General features: G+C 58.5%; 23 protein-coding genes. 8 read left to right on the top strand and 15 right to left on the bottom strand.

Annotated features, from left to right (window positions below; all coding sequences use genetic code 11):
* The first annotated feature begins 31 nt into the window (after positions 1–31).
* The 3 genes from thiB to SLH47_RS12395 are packed head-to-tail and all read left to right on the top strand — an operon-like array spanning position 32 to position 3,211.
* Positions 32–1,021 (top strand): thiamine ABC transporter substrate binding subunit, encoded by a 990-nt coding sequence (gene thiB / locus SLH47_RS12405; protein WP_320239842.1) that lies wholly within the window; start codon positions 32–34, stop codon positions 1,019–1,021.
* Positions 997–2,526, top strand: coding sequence for a thiamine/thiamine pyrophosphate ABC transporter permease ThiP (locus SLH47_RS12400; RefSeq protein ID WP_320239840.1), 1,530 nt, complete (start codon positions 997–999; stop codon positions 2,524–2,526). Before thiB ends, SLH47_RS12400 begins: the two co-directional genes overlap by 25 nt.
* Entirely contained in the window at positions 2,513–3,211 is a 699-nt protein-coding gene (locus SLH47_RS12395) for an ATP-binding cassette domain-containing protein (RefSeq protein ID WP_320239839.1), read from the top strand. The genes SLH47_RS12400 and SLH47_RS12395 overlap by 14 nt, the downstream gene beginning before the upstream one ends.
* A gap of 68 nt (positions 3,212–3,279) precedes the next feature.
* Here the strand turns inward: SLH47_RS12395 and SLH47_RS12390 are convergent, their stop codons facing one another.
* From SLH47_RS12390 to petA, 3 genes are read right to left on the bottom strand one after another with little or no spacing between them, the layout of a single operon-like run.
* The gene (locus SLH47_RS12390) at positions 3,280–4,137 is read right to left on the bottom strand and encodes a cytochrome c1 (protein ID WP_320239836.1); all 858 of its coding nucleotides are present in this window, start codon (positions 4,135–4,137) and stop codon (positions 3,280–3,282) included.
* Positions 4,138–4,153: 16 nt separating this feature from the next.
* Positions 4,154–5,503 (bottom strand): cytochrome b, encoded by a 1,350-nt coding sequence (locus SLH47_RS12385; RefSeq protein WP_320239835.1) that lies wholly within the window; start codon positions 5,501–5,503, stop codon positions 4,154–4,156.
* 12 nt (positions 5,504–5,515) lie between these two features.
* Positions 5,516–6,076 carry a ubiquinol-cytochrome c reductase iron-sulfur subunit gene (gene petA / locus SLH47_RS12380; RefSeq protein WP_320239834.1) on the bottom strand — a complete coding sequence of 187 codons (561 nt, stop codon included), beginning with the start codon at positions 6,074–6,076 and terminating at the stop codon, positions 5,516–5,518.
* A 411-nt stretch (positions 6,077–6,487) separates the two neighbouring features.
* Here petA and SLH47_RS12375 point away from each other — a divergent pair, with 411 nt between their 5' ends.
* Positions 6,488–7,135, top strand: a complete 648-nt coding sequence (locus SLH47_RS12375; RefSeq protein ID WP_320239832.1) for an outer membrane protein — start codon at positions 6,488–6,490, stop codon at positions 7,133–7,135.
* On the opposite strand, the gene SLH47_RS12370 is transcribed toward SLH47_RS12375, so the two are convergent.
* On the bottom strand, positions 7,132–7,737 hold the full coding sequence (locus tag SLH47_RS12370; RefSeq protein ID WP_320239831.1) for a glutathione S-transferase: 606 nt from the start codon (positions 7,735–7,737) through the stop codon (positions 7,132–7,134). The genes SLH47_RS12375 and SLH47_RS12370 overlap by 4 nt on opposite strands.
* A 66-nt stretch (positions 7,738–7,803) precedes the next feature.
* The gene (locus SLH47_RS12365; RefSeq protein WP_320239830.1) at positions 7,804–8,388 is read right to left on the bottom strand and encodes a hypothetical protein; all 585 of its coding nucleotides are present in this window, start codon (positions 8,386–8,388) and stop codon (positions 7,804–7,806) included.
* Between SLH47_RS12365 and mutS the strand changes: the two genes are divergently transcribed.
* On the top strand, positions 8,369–10,981 hold the full coding sequence (gene mutS / locus SLH47_RS12360; protein ID WP_320239829.1) for a DNA mismatch repair protein MutS: 2,613 nt from the start codon (positions 8,369–8,371) through the stop codon (positions 10,979–10,981). The two genes, SLH47_RS12365 and mutS, sit on opposite strands and share 20 nt — an antisense overlap.
* Positions 10,982–10,991: 10 nt before the next feature.
* Here mutS and SLH47_RS12355 read toward each other — a convergent pair whose 3' ends face one another.
* Genes SLH47_RS12355 through hrcA form a run of 3 tightly spaced genes read right to left on the bottom strand, consistent with a single transcriptional unit; the run spans position 10,992 to position 13,677 of the window.
* Positions 10,992–12,047 (bottom strand): TPM domain-containing protein, encoded by a 1,056-nt coding sequence (locus SLH47_RS12355; RefSeq protein WP_320239828.1) that lies wholly within the window; start codon positions 12,045–12,047, stop codon positions 10,992–10,994.
* The gene (locus SLH47_RS12350) at positions 12,044–12,601 is read right to left on the bottom strand and encodes a nucleotide exchange factor GrpE (protein WP_320239827.1); all 558 of its coding nucleotides are present in this window, start codon (positions 12,599–12,601) and stop codon (positions 12,044–12,046) included. Before SLH47_RS12350 ends, SLH47_RS12355 begins: the two co-directional genes overlap by 4 nt.
* Before the next feature lie 11 nt (positions 12,602–12,612).
* Entirely contained in the window at positions 12,613–13,677 is a 1,065-nt protein-coding gene (gene hrcA, locus SLH47_RS12345; RefSeq protein ID WP_320239826.1) for a heat-inducible transcriptional repressor HrcA, read from the bottom strand.
* Positions 13,678–13,792: 115 nt separating this feature from the next.
* Between hrcA and rph the strand changes: the two genes are divergently transcribed.
* From rph to hemW, 3 genes are read left to right on the top strand one after another with little or no spacing between them, the layout of a single operon-like run.
* Positions 13,793–14,500 carry a ribonuclease PH gene (rph, locus tag SLH47_RS12340; RefSeq protein WP_320239825.1) on the top strand — a complete coding sequence of 236 codons (708 nt, stop codon included), beginning with the start codon at positions 13,793–13,795 and terminating at the stop codon, positions 14,498–14,500.
* Positions 14,500–15,108, top strand: coding sequence for an RdgB/HAM1 family non-canonical purine NTP pyrophosphatase (gene rdgB, locus SLH47_RS12335; protein WP_320239824.1), 609 nt, complete (start codon positions 14,500–14,502; stop codon positions 15,106–15,108). Before rph ends, rdgB begins: the two co-directional genes overlap by 1 nt.
* Positions 15,101–16,255 carry a radical SAM family heme chaperone HemW gene (gene hemW / locus SLH47_RS12330; RefSeq protein ID WP_320239823.1) on the top strand — a complete coding sequence of 385 codons (1,155 nt, stop codon included), beginning with the start codon at positions 15,101–15,103 and terminating at the stop codon, positions 16,253–16,255. The genes rdgB and hemW overlap by 8 nt, the downstream gene beginning before the upstream one ends.
* A gap of 7 nt (positions 16,256–16,262) precedes the next feature.
* On the opposite strand, the gene SLH47_RS12325 is transcribed toward hemW, so the two are convergent.
* The 7 genes from SLH47_RS12325 to hemJ all read right to left on the bottom strand — a co-directional run bounded on the left by SLH47_RS12325 (position 16,263) and on the right by hemJ (position 23,596).
* On the bottom strand, positions 16,263–17,147 hold the full coding sequence (locus SLH47_RS12325) for a ParB/RepB/Spo0J family partition protein (protein ID WP_320239822.1): 885 nt from the start codon (positions 17,145–17,147) through the stop codon (positions 16,263–16,265).
* Position 17,148: 1 nt separating this feature from the next.
* Positions 17,149–17,958, bottom strand: coding sequence for an AAA family ATPase (locus SLH47_RS12320; RefSeq protein WP_320239820.1), 810 nt, complete (start codon positions 17,956–17,958; stop codon positions 17,149–17,151).
* Positions 17,945–18,574 (bottom strand): 16S rRNA (guanine(527)-N(7))-methyltransferase RsmG, encoded by a 630-nt coding sequence (gene rsmG, locus SLH47_RS12315; RefSeq protein WP_413785640.1) that lies wholly within the window; start codon positions 18,572–18,574, stop codon positions 17,945–17,947. The genes SLH47_RS12320 and rsmG overlap by 14 nt, the downstream gene beginning before the upstream one ends.
* On the bottom strand, positions 18,571–20,442 hold the full coding sequence (gene mnmG / locus SLH47_RS12310; RefSeq protein ID WP_320239817.1) for a tRNA uridine-5-carboxymethylaminomethyl(34) synthesis enzyme MnmG: 1,872 nt from the start codon (positions 20,440–20,442) through the stop codon (positions 18,571–18,573). The genes rsmG and mnmG overlap by 4 nt, the downstream gene beginning before the upstream one ends.
* Before the next feature lie 11 nt (positions 20,443–20,453).
* A complete protein-coding gene (gene mnmE / locus SLH47_RS12305; RefSeq protein ID WP_320239815.1) occupies positions 20,454–21,734 on the bottom strand; it encodes a tRNA uridine-5-carboxymethylaminomethyl(34) synthesis GTPase MnmE in 1,281 nt (426 codons plus the stop codon).
* 30 nt (positions 21,735–21,764) lie between these two features.
* Entirely contained in the window at positions 21,765–23,036 is a 1,272-nt protein-coding gene (rho, locus tag SLH47_RS12300; RefSeq protein WP_320239946.1) for a transcription termination factor Rho, read from the bottom strand.
* Positions 23,037–23,155: 119 nt separating this feature from the next.
* Entirely contained in the window at positions 23,156–23,596 is a 441-nt protein-coding gene (gene hemJ, locus SLH47_RS12295; protein ID WP_413785645.1) for a protoporphyrinogen oxidase HemJ, read from the bottom strand.
* Between the last annotated feature and the right edge of the window lie 391 nt (positions 23,597–23,987).

Genomic DNA, 23,987 nt, shown 5'->3' with positions numbered 1-23,987 from the left:
CCCAATCCGCCCGTCGCATTTGGAGGATAAGATGCCAAGACCGATCTATCTGCCAGCTGTCGCGGGACTTGCCCTTGCTGCTTCGGCTGCATGGGCCGAGACCCCGGTGCTGCAAGTGATGACCTATGACAGTTTCGTCAGCGAATGGGGGCCCGGCCCCGCGGTTGAGGCCGCGTTTGAGGAAACCTGCACCTGCGATCTGCAATTCATCGGCGCGGGTGACGGGGCCGCCTTGCTGGCACGCCTGCAACTCGAAGGGCCACGCACCGACGCCGATATCGTGCTGGGGCTTGATACGAACCTGACGGCCGCCGCGCGCGACACCGGCCTTTTTGCACCGCATGGGGTCACCGCCGATCTTAGCCTGCCGATTGACTGGACCGACCCTGACTTCCTGCCATTCGACTGGGGCTATTTCGCCTTTGTCGGCAATGCAGGCGACGACGCGCCCACCTCCCTGCAGGCACTCGCCGACAGCGATGTCCAAGTCGTGATCCAGGACCCCCGTTCATCCACACCGGGCCTCGGCCTTCTGATGTGGGTCAAGACCGCCTATGGCGATGAGGCCGACACCCTCTGGGCCGACCTCGCCGACAACGTCGTCACCGTCACCCCCGGCTGGTCCGAGGCCTATGGCATGTTCCTCGATGGTGAGGCGGATGCGGTTCTGTCCTACACAACCTCCCCCGCCTACCACCTGATCGCCGAGGATGATGCGAGCAAGGTCGCCTGGGGCTTTGACGAAGGGCATTACATGCAGGTCGAAGTGGCCGGAAAGGTCGCAGGCACCGATCAACCCGAACTCGCTGATCAGTTCCTGGCCTTCATGGTCTCGGACGCGTTCCAGAGCATCATCCCCACCACCAACTGGATGTACCCCGCCGTCACCCCGGCGGATGGGTTGCCGGACGGCTTTGACACCCTGCTGACACCCGCGAAATCCCTGCTTTTGTCGCCGGAAGACGCAGCAGCCAAGCGTGATGCGGCACTGGACGAATGGCGCGCAGCCTTGTCGCGATAACACCCGCCTGGCCCGGCGCCGTTGCGGCGGCGCTGGTCCTGTTGCTGACGCTGGGCACGCTGGCTGCCGTGGCGTGGCGGGCCGAATGGCAAGGCGGGTTGGCTGCCGCTGACTGGGCGGCGATCCGGTTTACGGTAAGCCAAGCGCTTGTCTCAGCGGCTTTGAGCGTGCTTCTGGCCATCCCCGTCGCCCGTGCGCTGGCGCGGCGGCGGTTTGTTGGGCGCAAGCTCCTGATCACGCTCCTCGGCGCGCCGTTCCTGTTGCCGGTTATCGTCGCCGTCCTGGGTCTCTTGGCCGTGTTCGGGCGTGGCGGCATCCTCAACAGCGCGCTCACCGGCTTGGGTTTTGAGCCTATCTCGATCTTCGGGTTTCACGGTGTCGTCCTCGCTCATGTCTTCTTCAACCTCCCGCTCGCCATTCGGCTAATTTTGCAAGGCTGGCTCGCCATCCCGGCAGAGCGGTTTCGTCTGGCGGCCACACTCAACGCCTCGGTTTGGCGCATGCTGGAATGGCCGATGCTGCGGGCCGTCGCGCCCAGCGCATTTCTCGTGATTTTCCTGATCTGTCTGACCAGCTTCGCCGTGGCCTTGACACTGGGCGGCGGGCCGCGCGCAACGACGGTGGAGCTCGCAATCTACCAGGCGCTGCGGTTTGATTTCGATCTGGGCCGCGCGGCGTTGCTGGCCTGCATCCAATTCGGCCTATGCGTGCTGGCTGCCTTTGTCGCATGGCGCATCAGCATCATCGACGCGATGGGGGCAGGGCTGGATCGCGTTGTCCAACGCTGGGATTTGCGCTGGCCTGCGCTGGATTACGCGATGATCGCCGCGGCGGCCCTGTTCCTGCTGGTTCCCTTGGCCATGGTCGTTCTGCGCGGTCTGCCCGGCCTCATGGACTTGCCGCCGAGCATCTGGGATGCCGCGCTGCGCTCTGTCCTGGTCGCAACCGGTTCTGCCATCCTATGCGTGGCCATGGCGCTCGCCCTCTCACTGCACGGCGGCGCTTTGGTCGCCATCATTGGCGTCCTGCCCTTGGCGGCATCGGGCCTCGTGGTCGGAACCGGCGCGTTCCTGATCGTGTTTCCGTTCATCCGGCCCGCCGATGTGGCGCTGATCGTGACAATGCTGGTCAATGCAGTACTGGCCTTGCCCTTTGCCTTGCGCGCAATCGCACCGGCGGTCGCGGCGGTGAGCGAGGATTTCGGCAGGCTCGCCCTGTCGCTGCGCCTCACAGGATGGTCCTGGCTACGCATCGTTGTGATCCCACGCATCCGTCGTCCGCTTGGTTTTGCGGCAGGGCTCGCGGCGGCCCTTTCCATGGGCGATCTCGGCGTCATCACGCTGTTCGCGGGCGAGGCACAAGAAACACTGCCCTTTGCGATGTATCGCCTCATGGGCGCCTACCGGATGGAAGCAGCGGCGAGTGCCGCGCTGGTGCTTCTGGCACTCAGTCTATCGCTCTTCTGGATATGTGATCGCGGAGGTCGGACAGATGCTGACCTGTAAAGCGCTCGAATTGCGGCAGGGTGATTTCACGTTACAGGCCGATCTAGCCTTCACACCGGGTCAGGTCACGGCCCTTATCGGCCCTTCGGGTGCAGGCAAATCGACATTGCTGGCCGCACTCGCCGGGTTTCTGGCGCCGGAGTCGGGGCAAGTCCTTTGGGAGCGGCAGGACCTGACCCGGACGGCACCAGGCGCCAGGCCCACCAGTGTGCTGTTTCAGGACAACAACCTTTTTCCGCATCTGACCATCGGACAGAATGTCGGCCTGGCATTGCGACCTCATCTGCGGCTGACCACAGACGAGAAAGCAAAAGTGTCGGACGTTCTAGCGCAAGTCGGCTTGGACGGTTTCGAAGCCCGAAAACCGGCCGCCCTATCCGGCGGGCAGCAAAGCCGCGCGGCCCTTGCCCGTGTGTTGTTGGCGGATAGGCCTGTTGTGCTGCTCGACGAACCTTTCGCCGCACTCGGACCCGGCCTGAAGGACGAGATGCTTGATCTTGTGCAGGGGCATCTGCGGGCGGCCGGGCGAACGCTGATCATGGTGACTCACGATCCGGCGGATGCAAAGCGGATCGCCGATCAGGTGGTGCTGGTCGCTGGCGGCATCGCCGCGCCGCCCGTGCAGACAGAAACGCTTTTCGCCAATCCGCCGCAGGCCCTCACCGATTATCTTGGGGCAGGTTGAAACCGAGCTCGCCAAAAAGAAAGGCCCGCTAGAGATAGCGGGCCTTCGTGCATTCTATTCGGGCGACATTAGTCTTTGCCCTTATGCGGCGCCCAGAGACGCTTGTTTGTCAGATACAGCAGAACCGACAACACCGTCAGGAACAGCACACCTGTCAGCCCAGCCTGCTTTCGCGCCATCAGCTTTGGCTCTGCCGTCCACATCAGGAATGCAGCGACGTCCTGAGCGGCCTGTTCAAGGCTGGCTTCGGTGCCGTCAGCATAGTCGACATCATCACCCCAAAGCGGCTGTGACATGGAGATCCAGCTGCCTGGCACCTTGTGCTTGCCGTGTTCGTCCTTGCAGCTATCGGGGAAGCCGCCAGCCGCGAAAGCGACATTGTAAAAGCCGTCCATCGGCTCGCCTTCCAGCGCGCATTCAGGCTCTTCATGATAACCGGTCATGAGCGAAGCGATGTATTCCGCACCGCCCATCCCGTTCACGAACTGGCTGATACCAGTGCCATAAGGACCATGAAAACCTGCACGTGCCTTGGCCATCAGGCTCAGGTCAGGCGCAGTGGACAGGCTAGAGGCGGGGAACCGGTCGGCTGGCGTGGCCAGACGAAAATCACCTTCGCCATCAAACAGGCTCTGATCGAACACTTCGTAAAACTCAGCGTAGGCCCGCATCTGGTCTTCCGGCAGGCCGGGGCCGCCATCATCCGAGAGATTGCGGAACGCCACATATTCCAGACCATGACAGGCCGCACAAATCTCGGTGTAAACCTGTAGGCCGCGCTGCAACTGCATCTGGTCAAAGCTGCCGAACGGCCCTTCGAACGAAAACGCATAATCGGTGATCTCTGTTTCCAGCTCGGCGGCAGTGGCCTGCCCTGCGGTGAGGGCAAGCGCCATGGCAGCGGTGAGTGATAGTTTGCGGAACATTACTCTTGGTCCTTTCTCACTCGGCCGGGCTTGCGACGGGTTTTGCACCGTCACCTTTCGGCGCGTAGTGCGCGTTGAAGTCTTCTTCGATGGTGGCCGGTGGCGTATCGGGCTTTTCGATCACACCCAGGATCGGCAGGATCACCAGGAAGTAGGCGAACCAGTAGGTCGACCCGATCAGCGCGATGTAGGGATAGATCCCCTCTGCCGGGCGTGCACCGACCCACATCAGCAGCACGAAGTTCACCACAAACAGCCAGAACCACCATTTGAACATGGGGCGATACCGGCCGGAACGCACGGTGGATGTGTCCAGCCACGGTGCCAGCGCCATCACGACGATCGCACCGAACATGGCCAACACGCCGAAAAATTTCGCGTCGATGATCCCAAAGGTGATCCAGTTCACCGCAATCACGAGCCAGACGTCTTGGTCAAAGGCGCGCAAGATCGCGTAGAACGGCAGGAAGTACCATTCGGGCACGATATGCGATGGTGTCGCCAGCGGGTTGGCCGGGATGTAGTTATCCGGGTGGCCCAGATAGTTCGGCATGAAGCCCACAACAGCCACAAACAGCGCCAGAATGATCGCCAGCGCAAATAGGTCCTTGATCACGAAATAGGGCCAGAAGGGCAACGTATCCTTTGCCGCGTCTTCTTTTGAGGTTCGCCGCACCTCAACACCGGTCGGGTTGTTGTTGCCGGTCGTGTGGAACGCCCAGACATGCACAATCGTCAAACCCAGCAGGATAAACGGCAGCAGGTAGTGCAGCGAGAAGAAGCGGTTCAGCGCAGGCTGGTCAATCGCACCGTTGGGTGTACCCAAGAGCCACACTTGCACCGATTCACCAATGAACGGGATCGCACCGAAGAGGCCGGTGATCACCGCCGTGCCATGGAACGACATCTGACCCCATGGCAGCACGTAGCCCATAAAGGCGGTGCCCATCATCAGCACATACATCAGCATGCCGACGACCCATGTCACCTCACGCGGGGACTTGTATGAGCCGTAGTAGAGTGAGCGGAAGATATGCGCGTAGACCGCGATAAAGAACAGCGACGCGCCGTTCTGGTGGAAATAGCGGATCATATGGCCGCCATTCACGTCGCGCATGATATGCTCGACCGAGGCAAAGGCCATATCCACATGCGGTACGTAATGCATCACCAGCACGATGCCTGTGACGATCTGCAGAACCAGTGTGAAAACCAGCACGATCCCCCAAATCCACATCCAGTTCAGGTTCTTGGGTGTGGGGATCATCAATGTGTCATACATCAACCCGACGATGGGCAGCCGCGAATGCAGCCACTTTTCACCATTCGACTTGGGTTCATAATGGTCGTGGGGAATTCCGCCCATGGTATTCTCTCCTTAACCGAGTTGAATAGTTGTTTCGTCCACGAAGGACGCGACAGGCACTTGCAGGTTGCGCGGCGCAGGCCCGCGCCGGATCCGGCCCGATGTATCGTAGTGAGAGCCGTGGCAGGGGCAGAACCAGCCGCCGAAATCACCCGCACCGTCACCAAGCGGCACGCAGCCCAGATGCGTGCAGACGCCCATCTGAACAAGCCACACGCCATCCTCGGACAAGGCGCGGTTTTCATCAGTTGCAGGCGCATCACCCAGATTATCGTTGTAAGCGTCTTGATCGGGAAGGTCGCTGACATCAACCGCACGCGCTTCGGCAATCTCATCCTCGGTCCGCGCCCGGATAAAGACCGGCTTACCCTGCCACAGCACGGTGATTTGTGTGCCTGGGTCAACCGCGCTGACATCCACGCGGATCGAGGCAAGCGCCAAAACATCCGCTGAGGGGTTCATCTGGTTGACCAAGGGCCAAACCGCAGCGCCTGTCACCACAACGCCGGCACCGGCGGTGGCATAATAAAGAAAGTCGCGGCGTGTGCCCTGGTGATCTTCTGCATGTGACACTGGGTGCATCTCCGATATTACTTGGGCCTCATGCCCGCACAACAAGTAGACCGGTGCTGCCACCGGTCCATTCGGGCGCTGTTTAGCTATCAAACCGTGCAACGTCCAGCGGACAATCGGGCGCAGCCCTACTTCAGAAGCGCTGATGCCGGAAAAGTCCGAACAGAGCGTAAAGACGATAGAGAATCAGTTTTGCCTTTCTGACCGCGCGGCGAACGCGCAAAGCCACAAAAAACACCCACAAAGTCACGTATCGGCGGAAATCCCCGGTTTTTCCCTGTAAAACCGGTAGGTTGTGACGAAGGCGACACATTATTTCGCTGGCGATCATACCTCACCGAATGTTTTGTTGTCAGCCTTTGGTTGTGGGATTAGCTGTTAGACACTGCCAGCCCACTTGGACGACCTTGAATGACATCGCTACGTTTGCTCTGCCTGTGCGCCCTGATTGCGCCTGCCGCCGCGGCCGCGGAGGTGGAGCTGAGCTTTTATGGCGGTGTGCAATCGGCGCCCCCGTCAGATATCTCGATTCGTGGCGATGACGTGATCGCGGATGACGATTTCGAACAGGAATGGGAGGGCCGTTCGGGCGAGGCGCCAATCTACTACGGCATCCGCGCAACCCATTGGCGCTCTCCCAATTTCGGCTACGGCTTGGATTTCGCCCATAACAAGGTCTATCCCAAGGATGATGAACTGCCAGCGGGCTACGACGTCTTGGAGTTCACGGATGGCATCAACACGCTGACGGTCAACGCCTATCGCCGCTGGAGCGGCCTTTTTGGCGAAGTCACACCCTATGTTGGCGGCGGCGTGGGTGTCGCACTGCCGCATGTTGAGGTGACCAATAGCGGGTCAGAGACATTCGGCTACCAGATCACCGGGCCAGCCGCGACATGGATCGCCGGTGCCTCTTACGCGATCAACGATCAATGGGCCGTTTTCGGCGAATACAAGGGTACGTTTTCGTCCAACACCGCCGATCTTGAAGATGGCGGCACGCTGGAAACCGATATCGTGACCAACGCCGTCAATTTCGGCGTCAGCTTCAACTTCTAAGCTTCAACCTGCGTCGCCTGCATGCTCTCGCGCTCCGCGAATCTGGCATGCCAGTCTGCCAGGGCCGCATTGCCGTTCCGCCAGCCGCGTTCATCATGCCGCAGATCGATGTATGACAGCGCGCAAGCCACAGCGATTTGCCCGATATGAAGCGGGCCCACCAGATGGCTCATCCAGCGATTGTTGATCGCCGCGACGGCCCGGCTTGCCTTGCCCCATTGCGCCTCAATCCATTCAGGCGATTGTTGAGCCTCCGCGCGAAAACGCTTTTCGTATGAAATCGCGACGGTCGCATCCATGATCGCATCCGCCGTCGCCTCAAGCGTCAGGATGTCCCAGGTGCTGTGATCGGGATAAAGCCGCGCATCCGCGTAATCGTTCAAAAACCGCGTGATCACCCGGCTGTCATAAAGCGCAGGCCCATCACCACGCACCAGCGCCGGGATCTTGCCCGCAGGGTTCGCCGCAAGAACCTTGGGGTCCGAGGCAAGCGGCGTTGTGGACACATCGACCTCTTCCACCCGATCCAACAGATCCGTTTCGCGCAAAAGGACACGTACCTTGCGCACATATGGCGACGCGGGAGAGATAAGAAGCTGCATGATCAGGTCCGGTTCAGTGGTTCACTTCCGCCGACCTTTGCATCAAGAACGCGCAAGCGCCAGATGTCAGATGCCAAACATCTTCTGCCAATTGTCCATCGTCATATTGGCCCGGTAGTCGCGCCGCATCTCCGGGTCCAAAACCTCGATCAGCAACCGACCTTCCAACCAGACCTCAACGCAGTCAAAAGGCCCGCGATTGCAAATGCGCGCAAGCCAGCCTTCGGCATCGGCAAGGCTTAAGATCGCATCGCGCGACATGGGCGATCCAATGGCGGCATGCACAAAGGTGTCGCCTTCGTCAGCCTCACCAACCTCGCAGGCAATCGTCTCGCCGCCATCGACCAAACGATGGGTCAACGGATAGACCTCAATCGCGGTCCCATCGTCCTGTTCAGCAAAGGCGATCCAGCTATCGGGAAAGGGTGGAAACGGCAGCTGCCGACCACCCAGAACACTGGCAAGAAACGCCGCGACACGTTCCGGCGCACGCGCTGAAATCGACAGATGAAGCAAGGCCATGCCCAACCTTTCCATGGTCGCATCAGGACCACAAGAAGCAGCAACCCAACTTCGCCCTTTCACCCGTTTGCCGCGCTGATAAATTGCGCCAACAACTTCGGGGGGATACATGACCAAAACAACGCCCATGATGGCGCAATATCTTGAGATCAAGGCGCAGTACCCCGACGCGCTTTTGTTCTACCGGATGGGCGATTTTTACGAGATGTTCTTTGACGACGCTGTCGCCGCGTCCGAGGCACTTGATATCGCGCTCACCAAACGCGGCAAACATGGCGACGAAGACATCCCGATGTGTGGCGTCCCACATCATGCCGCCGAAGGGTATTTTCTAACCCTCATCCGCAAAGGCTTCCGCGTCGCCGTCTGTGAACAGATGGAAAGCCCGGCAGAGGCGAAAAAGCGTGGCTACAAAGCGGTCGTGAAACGCGAGGTCGTCCGCCTTGTCACCCCCGGCACGCTGACCGAGGATTCCCTGCTTGATGCCCGCCGTCACAACTTCCTCGCCGCCTATCACGTCGTCCGCGATGAAGGCGCGCTCGCCTGGGTCGATATCTCCACCGGTGCGTTCCACGTGATGCCCTGTGCTGGGGCCGCTTTGGGCCCGGAACTTGCGCGGCTCACGCCCAAGGAAGTGATCGTCGTCGATGGGTCCGAGGGCAATTGGTCCGCAACCGTCTCCGAGACAGGCGCCACACTAACCACTTTGGGTGCAGCGGCCTTCGACAGCACTGCAGGTGAAAAGCGGCTCTGCGCGCTTTATAAGGTCGGCTCGCTCGACGCATTCGGCACCTTCACGCGCGCCGAAATCGCCGCGATGGCAGCCGTTGCCGAATATCTCGACATCACGCAACGCGGGAACCTGCCGCTGCTCCGTCTGCCTTTGCGCGAGGGGCAATCGGCAGCAATGCAGATCGACGCGGCAACGCGCAAGTCGCTGGAACTCACCCAAGCGATGGGCGGCGGGCGGCAAGGGTCGCTGTTGCACTGCATAGACCGGACCGTCACCGCCGGTGGCGCGCGCCTCTTGGAACGGCGGCTTGCCTCGCCTTCCCGCACGCTCACCGTGATTGCCGACCGGCTGGATGCTGTTGAGTTTCTAAACGACAACAACCGTCTCGCCAGTGATATCCGCGACCACCTGAAAAGCGTGCATGATCTTGACCGGGCACTCTCGCGCCTGGCGCTCGACCGGGGCGGGCCGCGGGATATGGCGGCGATCCGCAATACGCTCGGGCAGGCGGCACTGCTGGCGCAGGCTCTGCCGGACGACCTGCCCGCCCTGCTCGTTACGGCATCCGCAGATCTGACCGGTCACGATGAGCTGCTCGACCTCCTCGATCAGGCGCTGATCGCCGAACCGCCGCTTCTGTCACGCGACGGTGGTTTCATCGCGCCGGGCTATGATTCCGAACTCGACGAAGTCCGCAAGCTGCGCGACGAGGGCCGATCCGTCATCGCCGGTATGCAGGCGCAATATGTGGACCAGACCGGCGTGCAGTCGCTGAAGATCAGGCACAACAACGTGCTGGGCTATTTCATCGAAACCACCGCCACCCATGCCGAAAAGATGCTGGCCGATGATCGCTTCATCCACCGCCAGACCACCGCCAATCAGGTGCGTTTCACGACCGTCGACCTCTCCGAGATCGAAACCCGCATCCTGAACGCAGGCGGTCGCGCGCTGGAGATCGAGAAACAGCAATACCAGTCGCTGCGACAGGCGATCATTGCCCAAGCCGGGCCACTTGGCGCGCTTGCCCGCGCCTTGGCCGAGACTGACCTGAGTACCGCCCTCGCTCATCTCGCCACCACTGAAAACTGGACCCGGCCCCGTGTCGATGACAGCCGCGCCTTTGCGATCACTGGCGGGCGGCACCCGGTGGTCGAGGCTGCATTGCAAAAGGACGGCGCGCCCTTCATCGCCAATGATTGCACGCTTTCAGACGCCCATATCTGGCTCCTGACCGGCCCCAACATGGCAGGTAAGTCCACATTCCTGCGCCAGAACGCCCTGCTTGCGATCCTTGCGCAAATGGGCAGCTTCGTCCCCGCAGAAGCCGCCCATATCGGCCTCGTCAGCCAGATTTTCAGCCGTGTCGGTGCCTCCGATGATCTCGCGCGGGGGCGGTCGACCTTCATGGTCGAAATGGTGGAAACCGCCGCAATCTTGAACCAAGCGGACGACCGGGCGCTGGTGATCCTTGACGAAATCGGGCGTGGCACGGCGACCTATGACGGCCTCTCCATCGCCTGGGCGACGCTTGAACACTTGCATGACGTAAACCGCTGCAGGGCGCTCTTTGCCACGCATTATCACGAGATGGCCGCCCTTTCGAACAAGCTCGACGGCGTGGAAAACGCGACTGTCGCGGTCAAGGAATGGGAAGGAGACGTGATCTTCCTCCACGAGGTGCGGCGCGGCACCGCTGACCGCTCTTACGGCGTGCAGGTCGCACGGCTCGCAGGGCTGCCGCCCGTTGTCGTGGAACGTGCCAAAGTCGTGCTGGACGCACTGGAAAAGGGCGAGCGCGAAGGCGGCGGCAGCAAGGCCGTCATCGACGACCTGCCTCTCTTCGCCGCCACACCGGCACCGCCACCCATTGTCACCAAGGATTCAGAAGTAGAGGCGAAACTCAAAGCCGTCCTACCCGACGAACTGACCCCAAAAGCGGCATTAGAGCTTGTCTACGAACTCCGCGATCTGATCGAAGACCCCTGACGCCACAATCCTACCAGCTCCCGCTTGCACCACCGCCGCTGGATCGTCCTCCACCGCGACTGCCACTACGCGAGCTGGAAGAGCTTTTTCGCTTCTTCGGGATCGTGCTTTGTACCGTGTAATGCGCGTTGCAATGATGGCAATTATAATCGGCTTCACGCAGACCAGTGGATGAATAGGTCGCCGCGCGGATCGTGCGGCTTTCCCCTTCGACAGTGCGAAAACCGCATTCCCGGCAGGCACCATATCTGGAAAACCACGCCCGGTAGCCTTCGATCGTCACGTGGTCGCAGCGATCACAGTACCAGACATCATAATCCACGCTTTCAAGCCGTTCTTCGACCAATTGCCCGGGCGAAAGACTGTCATCCTCCGTTTCCTCAAGATAACGGCGCATTCTGCTGCCATCGTTGGGACAGATACGCGGCCGGTTTCGCTGCATCCGGCGGATCAGTCGGACAACAAACGGCGAAACGAGTGCAAATGGCGCAATCAGCCACCAGCCCAGATTAACAAGTAACCGTTTGAACCCGTTCCATGCGCGCTCAATCCACGGGCTATCATATTCGCCGGGGTAGCGGTCTGTGACCTGAAAGATGATCTCATCCACACCAGCGCGAATGCCCGCCGGGTAATCATCCAACCGGAAATAGGGAACGATCTTGTTATTGATGACCCGCTGCATCGGGCCATTCAAAGTATCACCGTAACCGGCCCCCACTTCGATCCGCAGCTCACGATCAAACCGGGAAACGAGCAGAAGCAGACCGTCATTGCGGTCGGCATCACCGATCCCCCAGTAGTTAAACAACGCGGTCGCAAAGCTTTCGATACTGCCAGTGTGGCCATAATCCAGCATGCGCGGAATGGTCAGGACGGTGAATTCGATATCGCGCGCCTGAAACAACTCATCCAGGGTTGCGCGCAATTCGTCCTCTTCTGCATCGGTCAGAAGGTCCGCGTAGTCATTGACGTAGAAATCGTTGTCCGGCGGGAAGCTTTGCGCAAAGGCCGCACCGAAAGACAAAAGCAGGAGCAATGCCCCTGCCTTCAAACTGCGGATCATGATGCAGGCGTCGAAGACACCCCAACCTGCGCCGGCCGCAGCAGACGATCATGCAACATGAAACCGGTGGCCGAAACCTGGATGATCTCGCCCGCCTTCGTGCCGGGCAAAGGTGCTTCGAACATCGCCTCGTGCTGTTGCGGGTCGAAACGGTCACCAACTTCAGGTTGGATCGGCTCAATCCCGTGCTTTTTGAAGACGTTCAGAAGCTCGCGCATGGTCAGTTCCACACCTTCAAGCAGCGCCTCCGGCACCTTTTCTTCACCCTCTTTGGCGGCATCCAGCGCGCGGCTCATATTGTCGTAAACCGGCAGCAGATCACGAGCCAGACGCGACCCACCGTAGTTCTCAGCCTCGCGCCGGTCGCGATCAGCGCGCTTTCGCGTATTCTCAGCATCCGCCAAAGCACGCATGAACTTGTCCCGAAATTCATCGCGCTCAGCCCGCAGCGCCTCGATCTCGTCATAGCTGGCTTCGGCCTGATCGAAATCAGGGTCGTCCGCTTCGGCGGCGAGTTCATCAAGGCTTTGCAGCTCTTCTTCTTTTTCGGACATGCTTGTTCCTTTTAAGAACGGTCGGCAATCATCTTGCCCACCAGCTTGGCAGTATAATTCACGATGGGCACAATCCGCCCGTAGTTGAGGCGGGTGGGCCCGATGACCCCGACCGCCCCGATAATTTTCCGGTCCGCGTTCATATAAGGAGAAACAACCAGAGAGGAACCCGAAAGTGAGAACAATTTGTTCTCTGAGCCAATAAAGATACGCACTCCCTCACCCTCTTCGGTCAGGTCGAGGAACTGGGCAATATCACGTTTGCGTTCCAGATCGTCAAAAAGGGTGCGGATCCGTTCCAGATCAGCTTCGTTTTCGCTGTCGGATAGCAGGTTGCCGCGCCCGCGGACAATCAGTCGCTCGGTCGGTTCCCCTTCGTTTTCCCAAATCGCGGCACCGCTTTCGACAAGTTCAGCGGCGAGTTTGTCGACCTCTTGCCTGCGCGCAGTGATTTCGCGGCGGATCACCTCGCCCAGTTGTGACAGCGTATGACCCTCTGCCACCGCATTCAGAAAATTCGCCGCCTCGCGCATGGAGGATGGGGTCTGGCCGGGAGGTGGTGTGAAGATACGGTTTTCAACATGGCCATCGGCAAAGACCAGCACAACCAGGGCGCGTTCGCGTGAGAGCGACACGAATTCAATATGCTTGATCGGTGCTTCATGCTTGGGGGTCAGCACAAGGCTGGCCCCTTGGGTCACGCCCGATAAGGCCTCGCCCACGTGATCGAGCACGGACGCCACATCCTGATCATTGCTGCCAAAGGTCCGTTCGATCTTCTGGCGATCCTCGCTTTCCAGATCACCGACCTCAAGCAGCCCATCCACGAACATCCGAAGACCAAGCTGCGTGGGAACCCGGCCCGCGCTGACATGGGGACTGTCGAGCAAGCCGAGGAATTCGAGGTCCTGCATCACATTGCGGATCGTCGCCGCACTGACATTTTCCGACAGGCTGCGCGTCAATGTGCGCGACCCCACAGGCGCTCCGCTTTCGAGATACCCTTCGACCACGCGGCGAAACACTTCGCGCGAGCGGTCGTTCATCTCTTCGATGTTGGGCGTCTGGTCGTTCATCGCATCCTCTGGACAGGGCGAGGCAATTAAATCGAAAGTGTTGCCTGCGTCAATCGGGGTTGGATTTCAGATATGGGCAGCGTATCGGAGGGCTGCAATCAACAGGAGGAAGCCGATGCGCCCATCCGGCCGTCAGACCAACGAAATGCGCCCTGTCTCGATCGAAACAGGCGTGACGATGCACGCCGAAGGCTCTTGCCTGATCAAATGCGGGAACACCCATGTGCTCTGCACCGCGACGATTGACGAAAAGGTGCCGCCGTTCTTGAAGAATGCGGGGCTCGGCTGGGTCACGGCGGAATACGGCATGCTGCCGCGCGCGACGAATACGCGCATGCGGCGTGAGGCGAAGAATGGCCAATCGGGGCGCACGCAAGAGATTCAGCGGCTGATCGGGCGGTCTTTGCGGGCCGGTGTTGATCGCGTGGCACTGGGCGAGCGGCAGATTGTCGTTGATTGCGATGTGATCCAGGCCGATGGCGGCACACGCTGCGCCTCGATCACCGGCGGCTGGGTCGCGCTGAAAATGGCCGTGCAAAAGCTGATGAAGACGGGCGACGTGATCAGCGACCCACTGGTTGACCCCGTCGCAGCGATTTCCTGCGGGATTTATGCGGGGCAAGAGGTGCTGGATCTCGACTACCCCGAAGACAGCGAAGCAGGCGTCGACGGGAATTTTGTGATGACCGGCGGTAAACTGATCGAGGTGCAGATGTCAGCCGAAGGTGCCACGTTCACGCGGGCGCAAATGGATGGGCTTCTGAACCTCGCGGAGAAGGGCGTGGCAGAACTCACCGCTGCCCAATTGGCCGCCGTCGGCTGATGCGCAAGTTCACCGACAGAGAACTGGTCATCGCCACGCACAACAAAGGCAAGCTGGAAGAGATGATCGATCTCTTGGGCCCGTATGGTGTGACGCTGACCTCTAACGCCGATCATGGCCTGCCGGAGCCGGAAGAGACCGAAACCACCTTCGTCGGCAATGCCCGGATCAAGGCGCATGCGGCGATGAAGGCAACAGGCCTGCCCGCCTTGGCTGATGACAGTGGCATCACAATTGACGGTTTGGGCGGCGCGCCGGGTGTCTACACCGCCGACTGGGCGGAAACGCCACAGGGGCGCGACTTCAATATCGCGATGGAACGGGCGTGGCGCGAACTTGAAGCAGCAAACGCTCCCGTCCCCCGCCGCGCACAGTTTCGCGCGACGATGGTACTCGCCTGGCCCGATGGACATGATGAGGTGTTCGAAGGCATCATGCCCGGCCAGATCATCTGGCCCATGCGTGGCGATCAGGGCCATGGCTATGACCCGATTTTTCAACCGGACGGCTATGACATCACATTCGGGGAAATGGACCGGTGGGAAAAGAACAAGATCAGCCACCGGGGCCGCGCGGTGGCTAAACTGATCGCGGGCTGCTTTGCCTGAAGACTGGGAACACGGGGGCTTTGGCCTTTATATTCACTGGCCGTTTTGCCAGGCGAAATGCCCCTATTGCGATTTCAACAGCCATGTCGTCGCACAGATCGACCAGAAAGCCTGGGAAAAGGCCTATCTGAGCGAGATTGAGCGCGTTGGGGCAGAGACCCAAGGCCGCATCCTGCGCTCTGTCTTCTTCGGCGGCGGCACGCCAAGCCTCATGGACCCGGATGTTATTGACGCTGTGCTGCGGAAAGTGCGGGCCACGTGGAGCTGCGCCAACGACATCGAAATCACGTTGGAAGCGAACCCGACCTCGGTCGAGGCGGGGCGCTTTGCCGGTTACCGCGATGCCGGGGTCAACCGAGTCTCGATGGGCATTCAGGCGCTGAATGATATCGACCTAAAGGCGCTGGGCCGCCTGCATTCCGCAAAGGAGGCGATGGCGGCCTTCGATGTCGCCCGAGACATCTTTGACCGGGTCAGCTTTGATCTGATCTACGCGCGGCAAAACCAAAGTGTAGCTGAGTGGGAGAACGAACTCATGCAGGCTCTGAATATGGCCGTGGACCACCTGTCGCTTTATCAACTGACAATCGAGGACCGCACAGCCTTTGGCGACCGATACGCCGTCGGTAAGCTGCGTGGGCTGCCGGATGAAGATATGGCGGCGGATATGTATGCCGCCACGCAAGAGATCTGCGCCGATGCAGGCTTCGCAGCCTATGAGGTGTCAAACCACGCCCGACCCGGCAGCGAAAGCGTCCATAACCTGATCTATTGGCGCTATGGCGATTATGTCGGCATAGGCCCCGGTGCCCACGGGCGATTGACTTTGAATGGCCAGCGCTACGCCACCGAAACACCGCTGGCGCCGGGTGCATGGATGGCACAGGTGCAAAAGACCGGAGCTGGGGAAAGCCTGCGCAGCCCGCTATCCGAGGAAGATCAGTTTGCCGAGATGATGTTGATGGGCTTCAGGCTGCATGATGGGGTAAACTTGGAGCGGTTTGGTAGCTCTTTGGATGAATTACGTATTAGTATCAATAATTTAACTGATATGGGTATGGTCCACATGGACGGCTCACAGCTGAGTCTCACACCAAAAGGACGCCCCCTTTTGAACGCCGTTTTGCGGCAGCTTCTGGCAAATTAGGGCAGCCTTAGCCGTTCGACAAAGCACGCAGCAGATCATCCAGTTGGTCGAGCGATTTATAACTGATCGACAACGTACCACCCTCGGCATCCGGCTTGTGATTGATGCTGACCTTCATCCGCAGGGTCGCCGAAAGCTCATTCTCGATCTGGACCGTATCGGCATCCTTTTGCGGCGCCTTTGGTGCCGCTTTCGGCTTGCTGGGAAGGCCGGTCTTCGCCAGCGCCTCTGCCTGACGAACCGAGAGCTTTTTATGCACAATCTCACGGGCCATTCGTGCAGCCTCGGCATGACCGACGAGCGCGCGGGCATGACCTGCAGAAAGAACACCGTAGATGAGGTACTCTTGTACCTCTTCAGGCAGACTGAGAAGGCGCAATAGATTGGCGATGTGACTGCGGCTTTTGCCCAATGCAGTGGCGAGTTGCTCTTGCGTGTGACCAAACCGATCCATCAACTGACGATAACCCGCAGCCTCGTCTACCGGGTTCAGATCGGCGCGCTGGATGTTTTCGATAATCGCGATTTCCAGCATTTCGGTGTCGTCATACTCGCGCACCACAACCGGCACATCATGCAACTGGGCAATCTGTGCCGCACGCCAGCGACGTTCTCCGGCCACGATTTCATAAGAACCGGCCTTCGACGGCGACGGGCGGACGATCAGCGGTTGGATGATGCCACGTTCCGCGATGGATTGCGCGAGTTCTGCCATCGCATCCTCGGCAAATGTCCGGCGCGGCTGATCGGGGTTGGGCTGGACCGTTTCAATTGGCACAACCATATCTGGCCGCTTTGGCGCGGCCTCTGTCGCGTCATCCTGTGCGACATCCGACATCAATGCAGACAGACCGCGCCCCAATCCGCGTGATTTCTTTGGACTGCGCCCCATGCTACACCCTTACCTTTGTTGATTTCCTGATAACCTCATCGGCCAACGCACGATATGCAGCACTCCCCTTCGAATGCGTGTCATAGGCCAAGACCGGCATCGCAAATGATGGCGCCTCGCTCACACGGACATTTCGCGGGATGACAGTCTGAAAGACCATGTCCCCCATATTCTCGCGTGCATCGTCTTCGACCTGCAACGAGAGGTTGTTTCGGCTGTCATACATAGTTAGCGCGATCCCCTCGATCCGCAGGTCTGGATTCGCCGTCTGACGTACGTCCCTTACAGTCAGGATCAATTGCGACAGACCTTCGAGGGCGAAGAACTCACTTTGCAAGGGAACGATGATAGAATGGGCGGCAACCATCGCGTTGACAGTCAATATATTGAGTGATGGGGGGCAGTCGATCAATATGTAGTCATATTTTGCGACATCATCAGGTTTCTTCCGCAACACGTTCCGCAGCAAAAAGCTGCGTTCTTCGTTATCAATCAGCTCAATGTCAGCTGAACTGAGATCGGTCGTTGCCGGAATGATGCTGAGGTTTTCATCACTGGTTGTCTGGGTTGCCTCGCCCAAGGTGACATCACCAGCGAGTAAATCATAGGTTGTTGCCTCGCGTTGGTCCTGATCGATACCCAGGCCAGTTGACGCATTTCCTTGTGGGTCAAGGTCGATCAACAGGATCTTTTTCTTCTTTTCGGCCAAAGCAGCGCCAAGATTGATGGTGGTGGTGGTCTTCCCAACCCCGCCTTTCTGGTTCGCGATCGCAATGATTTTGGGGCCAGGGGAAGCGTTAGTCGCCGACACGAGAGATCCTTTGGATGATGAGGAGCCGCGCTGCAGGATCGGTGAAACTGTCATGTTGTTCAAGCGCAAAGGACCAGTTTCGACGGGCATCGGCAATTTCTGCGGCAGCACCCTTGCCCTTGTGAAAAAGGGCGCGGCCGTCTGATTTCAGATGGCGCGAGGTCATCTCGATAAGAGCAGATAGTGGGGCTAGTGCGCGGGCTGATACTATATCTGCCTCCTGCGGCGCGACTTGATCGATGCGTTCGCTCAGGACTGTTGCGTTCAGGGCCAGATCACGTGCCGCGGTGCGTAGGAAAGTCGCCTTACGCTGATCGCTTTCAATCAGTGTAAATTTCGCGTCAGGTGCGTAGCGCTTTCCAAAAATGGCCATGACGATACCGGGAAACCCACCACCACTGCCCAGATCCAGCCAATGAGCGAAAGGTTCAGATGCGAGCGGGTAGAGTTGTGCCGAATCAACAATATGCCGCTCCCACAGATCGGGGACCGTGCTTGGCGCAATCAGGTTGATCTTCGGCGTCCACTTGATGACGAGATCGCGAAAGACCAAGAGATCATCATATGTTTCACGTGAAACATTTATTCCCGCGATAGTCTGATCCGCCAATGTCACGTACCGGTCTGCATCTGCTGCGATCGTTTGATCGCACTGATCAAGAGCATCAAGGCGGCAGGCGTCATGCCTTCAATGCGACTTGCATGTGCGATGCTGCGGGGGCGCACGACATTCAACTTGCTCACCAATTCGTTCGACAAGCCGCTGATTTGAGCGAATTCAAGATCTTCAGGGATGATCTGCTTTTCGTCACGTTCCATAGCAGCAATGTCCCGCGCCTGACGTTCGATATAATGCGCATAGAGCGCATCCTTTTTGATCTGATCACGGATGGGTACAGGAATATTTGCAACATCCGGGGCAAGTCTCGAAAGCTCCTCGAACCCAAAATCGGCAAGCGCCAATGCCTCAACGGCGTTACGTTTCGCACCATCCGCATTCAACTTGACACCCTGGGCCGCAATATCTCGGGCTGAAAACGTCAGTGAGGCCAAATCATTCTTGGCCTTCGTGATCGCTTCCATCTTCTGGAAAAATACCGACCACCTTTCTTCTTTGACACACCCGACATCGCGCCCCATTTCTGTAAGGCGCTGGTCGGCGTTATCAGCGCGCAGCGACAGACGAAATTCAGCGCGCGACGTGAACATACGGTACGGTTCCGACACACCGCGGGTGATCAAGTCATCAATCATCACGCCGATGTAGGACGTACGCCGACTGAACGTGATAGCTGCCTTCTCCTGCGCGGCAGCAGCTGCATTCAGCCCAGCCACAAGCCCTTGCGCCGCAGCCTCTTCATACCCTGTTGTTCCGTTAATCTGGCCAGCGAGATAAAGGCCAGGAACGTCACGCAATTCCAGCGTTTCCTTCAATGACCTCGGATCAACATAGTCATACTCGATTGCATAGCCAGGCTGCAAAATCTTTGCGTTTTCAAGGCCATAGATGGATCTGACATAGCGCTCTTGTACATCTACCGGCAATGACGTCGAGATGCCATTTGGATAGACCGTATGGTCATTCACACCTTCTGGCTCCAGAAAAATCTGGTGCGAGGATTTGTCGGCGAAGCGGACAATCTTGTCTTCAATCGATGGGCAGTAACGCGGTCCAACACCGTCAATTTGCCCACCATACATGGCAGACCGAGACAAATTTTCCCGGATAATGTCATGCGTGTCTTCGTTTGTATGCGTAATGCCGCAATCAACCTGCTGCGCCGAGACCTGCGTTGAGAGGAACGAAAAGAAGACGGGATCACTATCCGTTGGCTGCCTCTCCAGATCATCCCAGCGGATGGTCCGCCCATCCAGGCGCGGCGGCGTTCCCGTTTTCAGGCGACCAAGCGGCAGATCAAAGCTGTCCAACCGCTCTGCCATGCGGAGCGATGGTTTGTCGCCCATGCGGCCGCCGGGGCGCGACACGTCGCCAATGTGGATGACACCGCGCAGAAAAGTTCCCGTCGTGAGGATCACACCATGCGCCGAAAGCGCCGCGCCATTCGCAAGCTGAACTCCGGTGACGCGGTCCTTATCCATGACAAGATCAGTTGCCTCACCTTCAATAATCGTAAGATCAGGTAATTCCGAGAGTTCAGCCTGCATCGACTGACGATAGATCGCACGATCTGACTGTGCCCGCGGGCCCTGCACAGCCGGTCCTTTCTTCCGATTCAGCAGACGAAACTGAATACCGGCCTTATCAGCCACCCGACCCATAACACCGTCGAGCGCATCGATTTCCCGGACAAGGTGCCCTTTACCCAGCCCGCCAATCGCTGGATTGCAGGACATCACCCCAATCGACGCACGCGTCAACGTCACAAGCGCCGTCCGCGCACCCGTACGCGCGGCCGCGTGGGCCGCCTCTGCCCCAGCATGGCCACCGCCGATGACAATGACGTCGTAATCAAGATGTTTCACGTGAAACACTCCTACTTCCCGATACAGAAACTGGAGAAGATCTCATCCAGGACATGTTCTACATCAACTCGCCCCACAAGACTATCCACCGCACGGATTCCTGACCGAAGCTCTTCCGCGGTCAAGTCCGTCATTCCGTGCTGGCTTTGCAAACTCACCATTGCAGCCTTCAGATCCTCAACCCCACGCACCAAAGCAAGACGATGCCGTTCACGCATCGCCGTACCAATAGCAGCAACACGCCCCTGCAAAATCTCTCCGATCCGCATGACCAACATGTCTACACCGGCACCTGTTTTGCCCGAAATACCCCATTCATCAGCATCTTTCAGATCCGACTTCGCACGAAAATACAGGTTCCCACCTACCATATCTTGCGACGGTAGCCTTCCTTCATCCAAGATATGCACACGAATGTCAGCCTGTTCCGCACGTTCCTTCGCCCGCGCAACACCAATCCCCTCGACCACATCATCGGTTTCCCGCAGACCCGCTGTGTCGAGCAGCGTCACTGGCAACCCGTCCAAGTCCATCTGAACCTCAATCACATCACGTGTCGTTCCAGCAATCTGGGACGTAATCGCCACTTCCCGACCGGCCAGACGATTAAGCAATGTCGACTTTCCAACGTTTGGCGCACCAATAATCGCGACCTCAAAACCATCCCGCAACCGCTCCGCAACACCTACGCCCACCGCCTCGGCTTCCATCTCGGACACGACGCCTGAGATAAGCGACATCACTTCGGGCGTCACATCAACCGGCACCTCCTCGTCCACAAAGTCGATTGTGGCTTCAAGCAACGCCGTCGCTCGGATCAGCCGCGACCGCCAGCTCTCTGCCAGAACCCCCAATCCACCGGAGAAGACGCGCACAGCCTGCTTTCTCTGGCTTTCCGTCTCAGCATCAATCAAATCTGCCAAGCCTTCCACCTGCGCCAGATCAAGCCGCCCGTTTTCCAGCGCGCGCCGCGTAAACTCGCCAGGTGCAGCAGGCGAAAGATCATTGTCTTCACCCAAGACGCGTAGCACCGCCGCGACAACCGCTGGACTGCCATGCAAATGGAGCTCCACAACGTCCTCGCCCGTAAAGCTCTTCCCTTTCGGAAAATTCAAAATCAGCGCTTCATCCAACAGATCACCAGCACGATCCTTCAGCACCCGAACCCCACGGACCTTAGGCACATCACCCATCAGACGCGCGGCGGACGCCCGCGCGTGATCGCCCGAAACCCGGATGACAGCGACGCCCGCGCGCCCGCGCGCCGTCGCAAGCGCAAAGACTGTATCCATGTGCTTAACCCATTGTTTATGAACAATAAGTTAGGTGTTCATCGAATCAAAGAAGTCTGAGTTTGTCTTTGTCTGCTTGAGCTTACCAAGCAAGAACTCAATCGCATCGGTCGTTCCCATCGGGTTCAAGATGCGACGCAGAACATAGGTCTTCGCAAGATCGGCCTTGTCCACCAACAGCTCTTCTTTCCGTGTCCCTGATTTGAGGATATCCATCGCTGGGAAGACGCGTTTGTCGGCCACTTTCCGGTCCAACACGATCTCGCTGTTACCGGTCCCCTTGAACTCTTCAAAGATCACCTCATCCATCCGGCTGCCCGTATCAATCAGCGCCGTCGCGATGATCGTCAGCGATCCACCTTCTTCGATATTCCTCGCAGCACCAAAGAACCGTTTGGGTCGCTGCAAGGCGTTGGCATCCACACCACCGGTCAGAACTTTACCAGATGATGGTACCGTCGTGTTGAAGGCCCGGCCCAGCCGCGTGATGGAATCGAGCAGGATGACAACATCCCGCTTGTGCTCAACCAACCGCTTCGCCTTTTCGATCACCATCTCGGACACAGCCACGTGCCGCGAGGCCGGTTCGTCAAAGGTTGAGGATACGACCTCCCCTTTGACCGAGCGCTGCATGTCGGTCACCTCTTCGGGCCGTTCATCGATCAGCAGAACAATCAGATAGCATTCCGGGTGGTTCTTCTCGATCGAGTTCGCGATGTTCTGCAAAAGCACCGTTTTCCCCGTCCGCGGCGGGGCCACGATCAACGACCGCTGCCCTTTCCCGATCGGTGCGACCAGATCGATAATCCGTGCCGAGCGATCCTTGATCGTTATATCCTCAATCTCCATATTCAGCCGCTCTTCGGGATAAAGCGGCGTCAGGTTGTCGAATGCAACCTTGTGCTTGGCCCGCTCCGGTTCTTCAAAGTTGATGCGCTCAACGGATGTCAGCGCGAAGTACCGTTCGTTGTCGTTGGGCTCTTTCATCACGCCTTCGACAGTGTCCCCCGTTCGCAGCGAATGCTGGCGGATCATGTCGGGCGAGACATAGATATCATCCGGACCGGGCAGATAGTTCGCCTCGGGCGAGCGCAGGAAACCAAACCCGTCCTGCAGCACCTCTAGAACGCCGTCGCCCCCGATCACCCATTCTTCGTCTGCCCGCTCTTTGAGGATGGCGAACATCATATCGCCCTTCCGCATGGTCGAGGCGTTTTCGATCTCAAGCTCTTCGGCAAGAGACAACAGATCCTTGGGGCTTTGTGCCTTGAGATCGGCGAGGTTCAGGCGATGTGTTGACATGATAGCATCCAGCAGCACCGCATCAGGCACTGTCATTCTAAGTAGCAAAGGAAAATCGCGTTCCCGGACGGGAGCGATACCCACCTAAGGATTCTGTGAAGCGGAGTCAACGTTCAGGATCAGAACGGCCTGACGACAACCGCAATCACGATGAACAGCATCAGCACGGTGGGTACTTCGTTAAACAGCCGATAGGTGCGCCCGCTGCGGGTATTCTGACCAGCCGCAAACTCCTTGCGCCGCGCGCTCATCCAATGATGCGCACCCGTCATCAGGATCACGCAGACGATCTTGACCCAGGACCAGACAGCACCCCAGTCAAACGCCCCAAGTCCGATCAGGGTCAGCCCGGCCACCCAGGCCACGATCATCGCGGGGTTCATGATCACACGCAGGAGTTTTTCTTCCATCACTTGGAAGGTCTGGTCGAGCTCTGACCCGACGCTTGCCCGCTCAGCATGATAGACAAATAGACGTGGTAGATAGAACAGCCCCGCCATCCAAGCGATCACAGCCATGATATGAATGGCCTTGATCCAGTCATAGTAGGCGGCAAGCATGCCCATCTTGTCTTATCCTCTCCCTGCTCCTTGCGTTCTTAATAAATATAGAAAGAAAGAAAAGATGATGATGATCTTTGGCCCATGGATTCCTGTGGGTGAGTTTTCCATCCTCAGACTTATCCCGTGTTTGATCAAATAGGGTCTGACTCAAGCTAGATGATTATGACGAAGAAAATAATATTTTTATCAATTACTTAATAAGAAGTCGGTTCAGTCATCGTTGTACTTTCCGTTAGCGTTGACGCCAGGTCCACCAGAACTTTCCACACCGCCCTGTTATCCTTACCCACGGTGGATAATATGGCGCAAAGGCTGAATAATCCCGGATCTTATGTTCATGCACGTCGCACTGCCAAACTGTCCCCGATATGATCTGCGGCGGATACAC

Origin of the sequence: Cognatiyoonia sp. IB215182 (assembly GCF_033963905.1) — a bacterium.
Classification (GTDB): Bacteria; Pseudomonadota; Alphaproteobacteria; order Rhodobacterales; family Rhodobacteraceae; genus Yoonia.
Note: the sequence above shows the minus strand (reverse complement) of the source record. Positions and strands in the feature narration are given on the sequence as shown.

Coding starts and splice junctions, on each gene's coding strand:
- SLH47_RS12385 (WP_320239835.1), bottom strand. CDS start 5,503: ATGGGCGGAATTCCCCACGACCATTATGAACCCAAGTCGAATGGTGAA.
- SLH47_RS12370 (WP_320239831.1), bottom strand. CDS start 7,737: ATGCAGCTTCTTATCTCTCCCGCGTCGCCATATGTGCGCAAGGTACGT.
- rph (WP_320239825.1), top strand. CDS start 13,793: ATGCGCCCATCCGGCCGTCAGACCAACGAAATGCGCCCTGTCTCGATC.
- SLH47_RS12390 (WP_320239836.1), bottom strand. CDS start 4,137: ATGTTCCGCAAACTATCACTCACCGCTGCCATGGCGCTTGCCCTCACC.
- hemJ (WP_413785645.1), bottom strand. CDS start 23,596: ATGCTTGCCGCCTACTATGACTGGATCAAGGCCATTCATATCATGGCT.
- SLH47_RS12395 (WP_320239839.1), top strand. CDS start 2,513: ATGCTGACCTGTAAAGCGCTCGAATTGCGGCAGGGTGATTTCACGTTA.
- SLH47_RS12350 (WP_320239827.1), bottom strand. CDS start 12,601: ATGTCCGAAAAAGAAGAAGAGCTGCAAAGCCTTGATGAACTCGCCGCC.
- hrcA (WP_320239826.1), bottom strand. CDS start 13,677: ATGAACGACCAGACGCCCAACATCGAAGAGATGAACGACCGCTCGCGC.
- rho (WP_320239946.1), bottom strand. CDS start 23,036: ATGTCAACACATCGCCTGAACCTCGCCGATCTCAAGGCACAAAGCCCC.
- SLH47_RS12325 (WP_320239822.1), bottom strand. CDS start 17,147: ATGGGGCGCAGTCCAAAGAAATCACGCGGATTGGGGCGCGGTCTGTCT.
- rdgB (WP_320239824.1), top strand. CDS start 14,500: ATGCGCAAGTTCACCGACAGAGAACTGGTCATCGCCACGCACAACAAA.
- mutS (WP_320239829.1), top strand. CDS start 8,369: ATGACCAAAACAACGCCCATGATGGCGCAATATCTTGAGATCAAGGCG.
- SLH47_RS12400 (WP_320239840.1), top strand. CDS start 997: ATGGCGCGCAGCCTTGTCGCGATAACACCCGCCTGGCCCGGCGCCGTT.
- mnmE (WP_320239815.1), bottom strand. CDS start 21,734: ATGGATACAGTCTTTGCGCTTGCGACGGCGCGCGGGCGCGCGGGCGTC.
- SLH47_RS12365 (WP_320239830.1), bottom strand. CDS start 8,388: ATGGGCGTTGTTTTGGTCATGTATCCCCCCGAAGTTGTTGGCGCAATT.
- SLH47_RS12375 (WP_320239832.1), top strand. CDS start 6,488: ATGACATCGCTACGTTTGCTCTGCCTGTGCGCCCTGATTGCGCCTGCC.
- thiB (WP_320239842.1), top strand. CDS start 32: ATGCCAAGACCGATCTATCTGCCAGCTGTCGCGGGACTTGCCCTTGCT.
- SLH47_RS12355 (WP_320239828.1), bottom strand. CDS start 12,047: ATGATCCGCAGTTTGAAGGCAGGGGCATTGCTCCTGCTTTTGTCTTTC.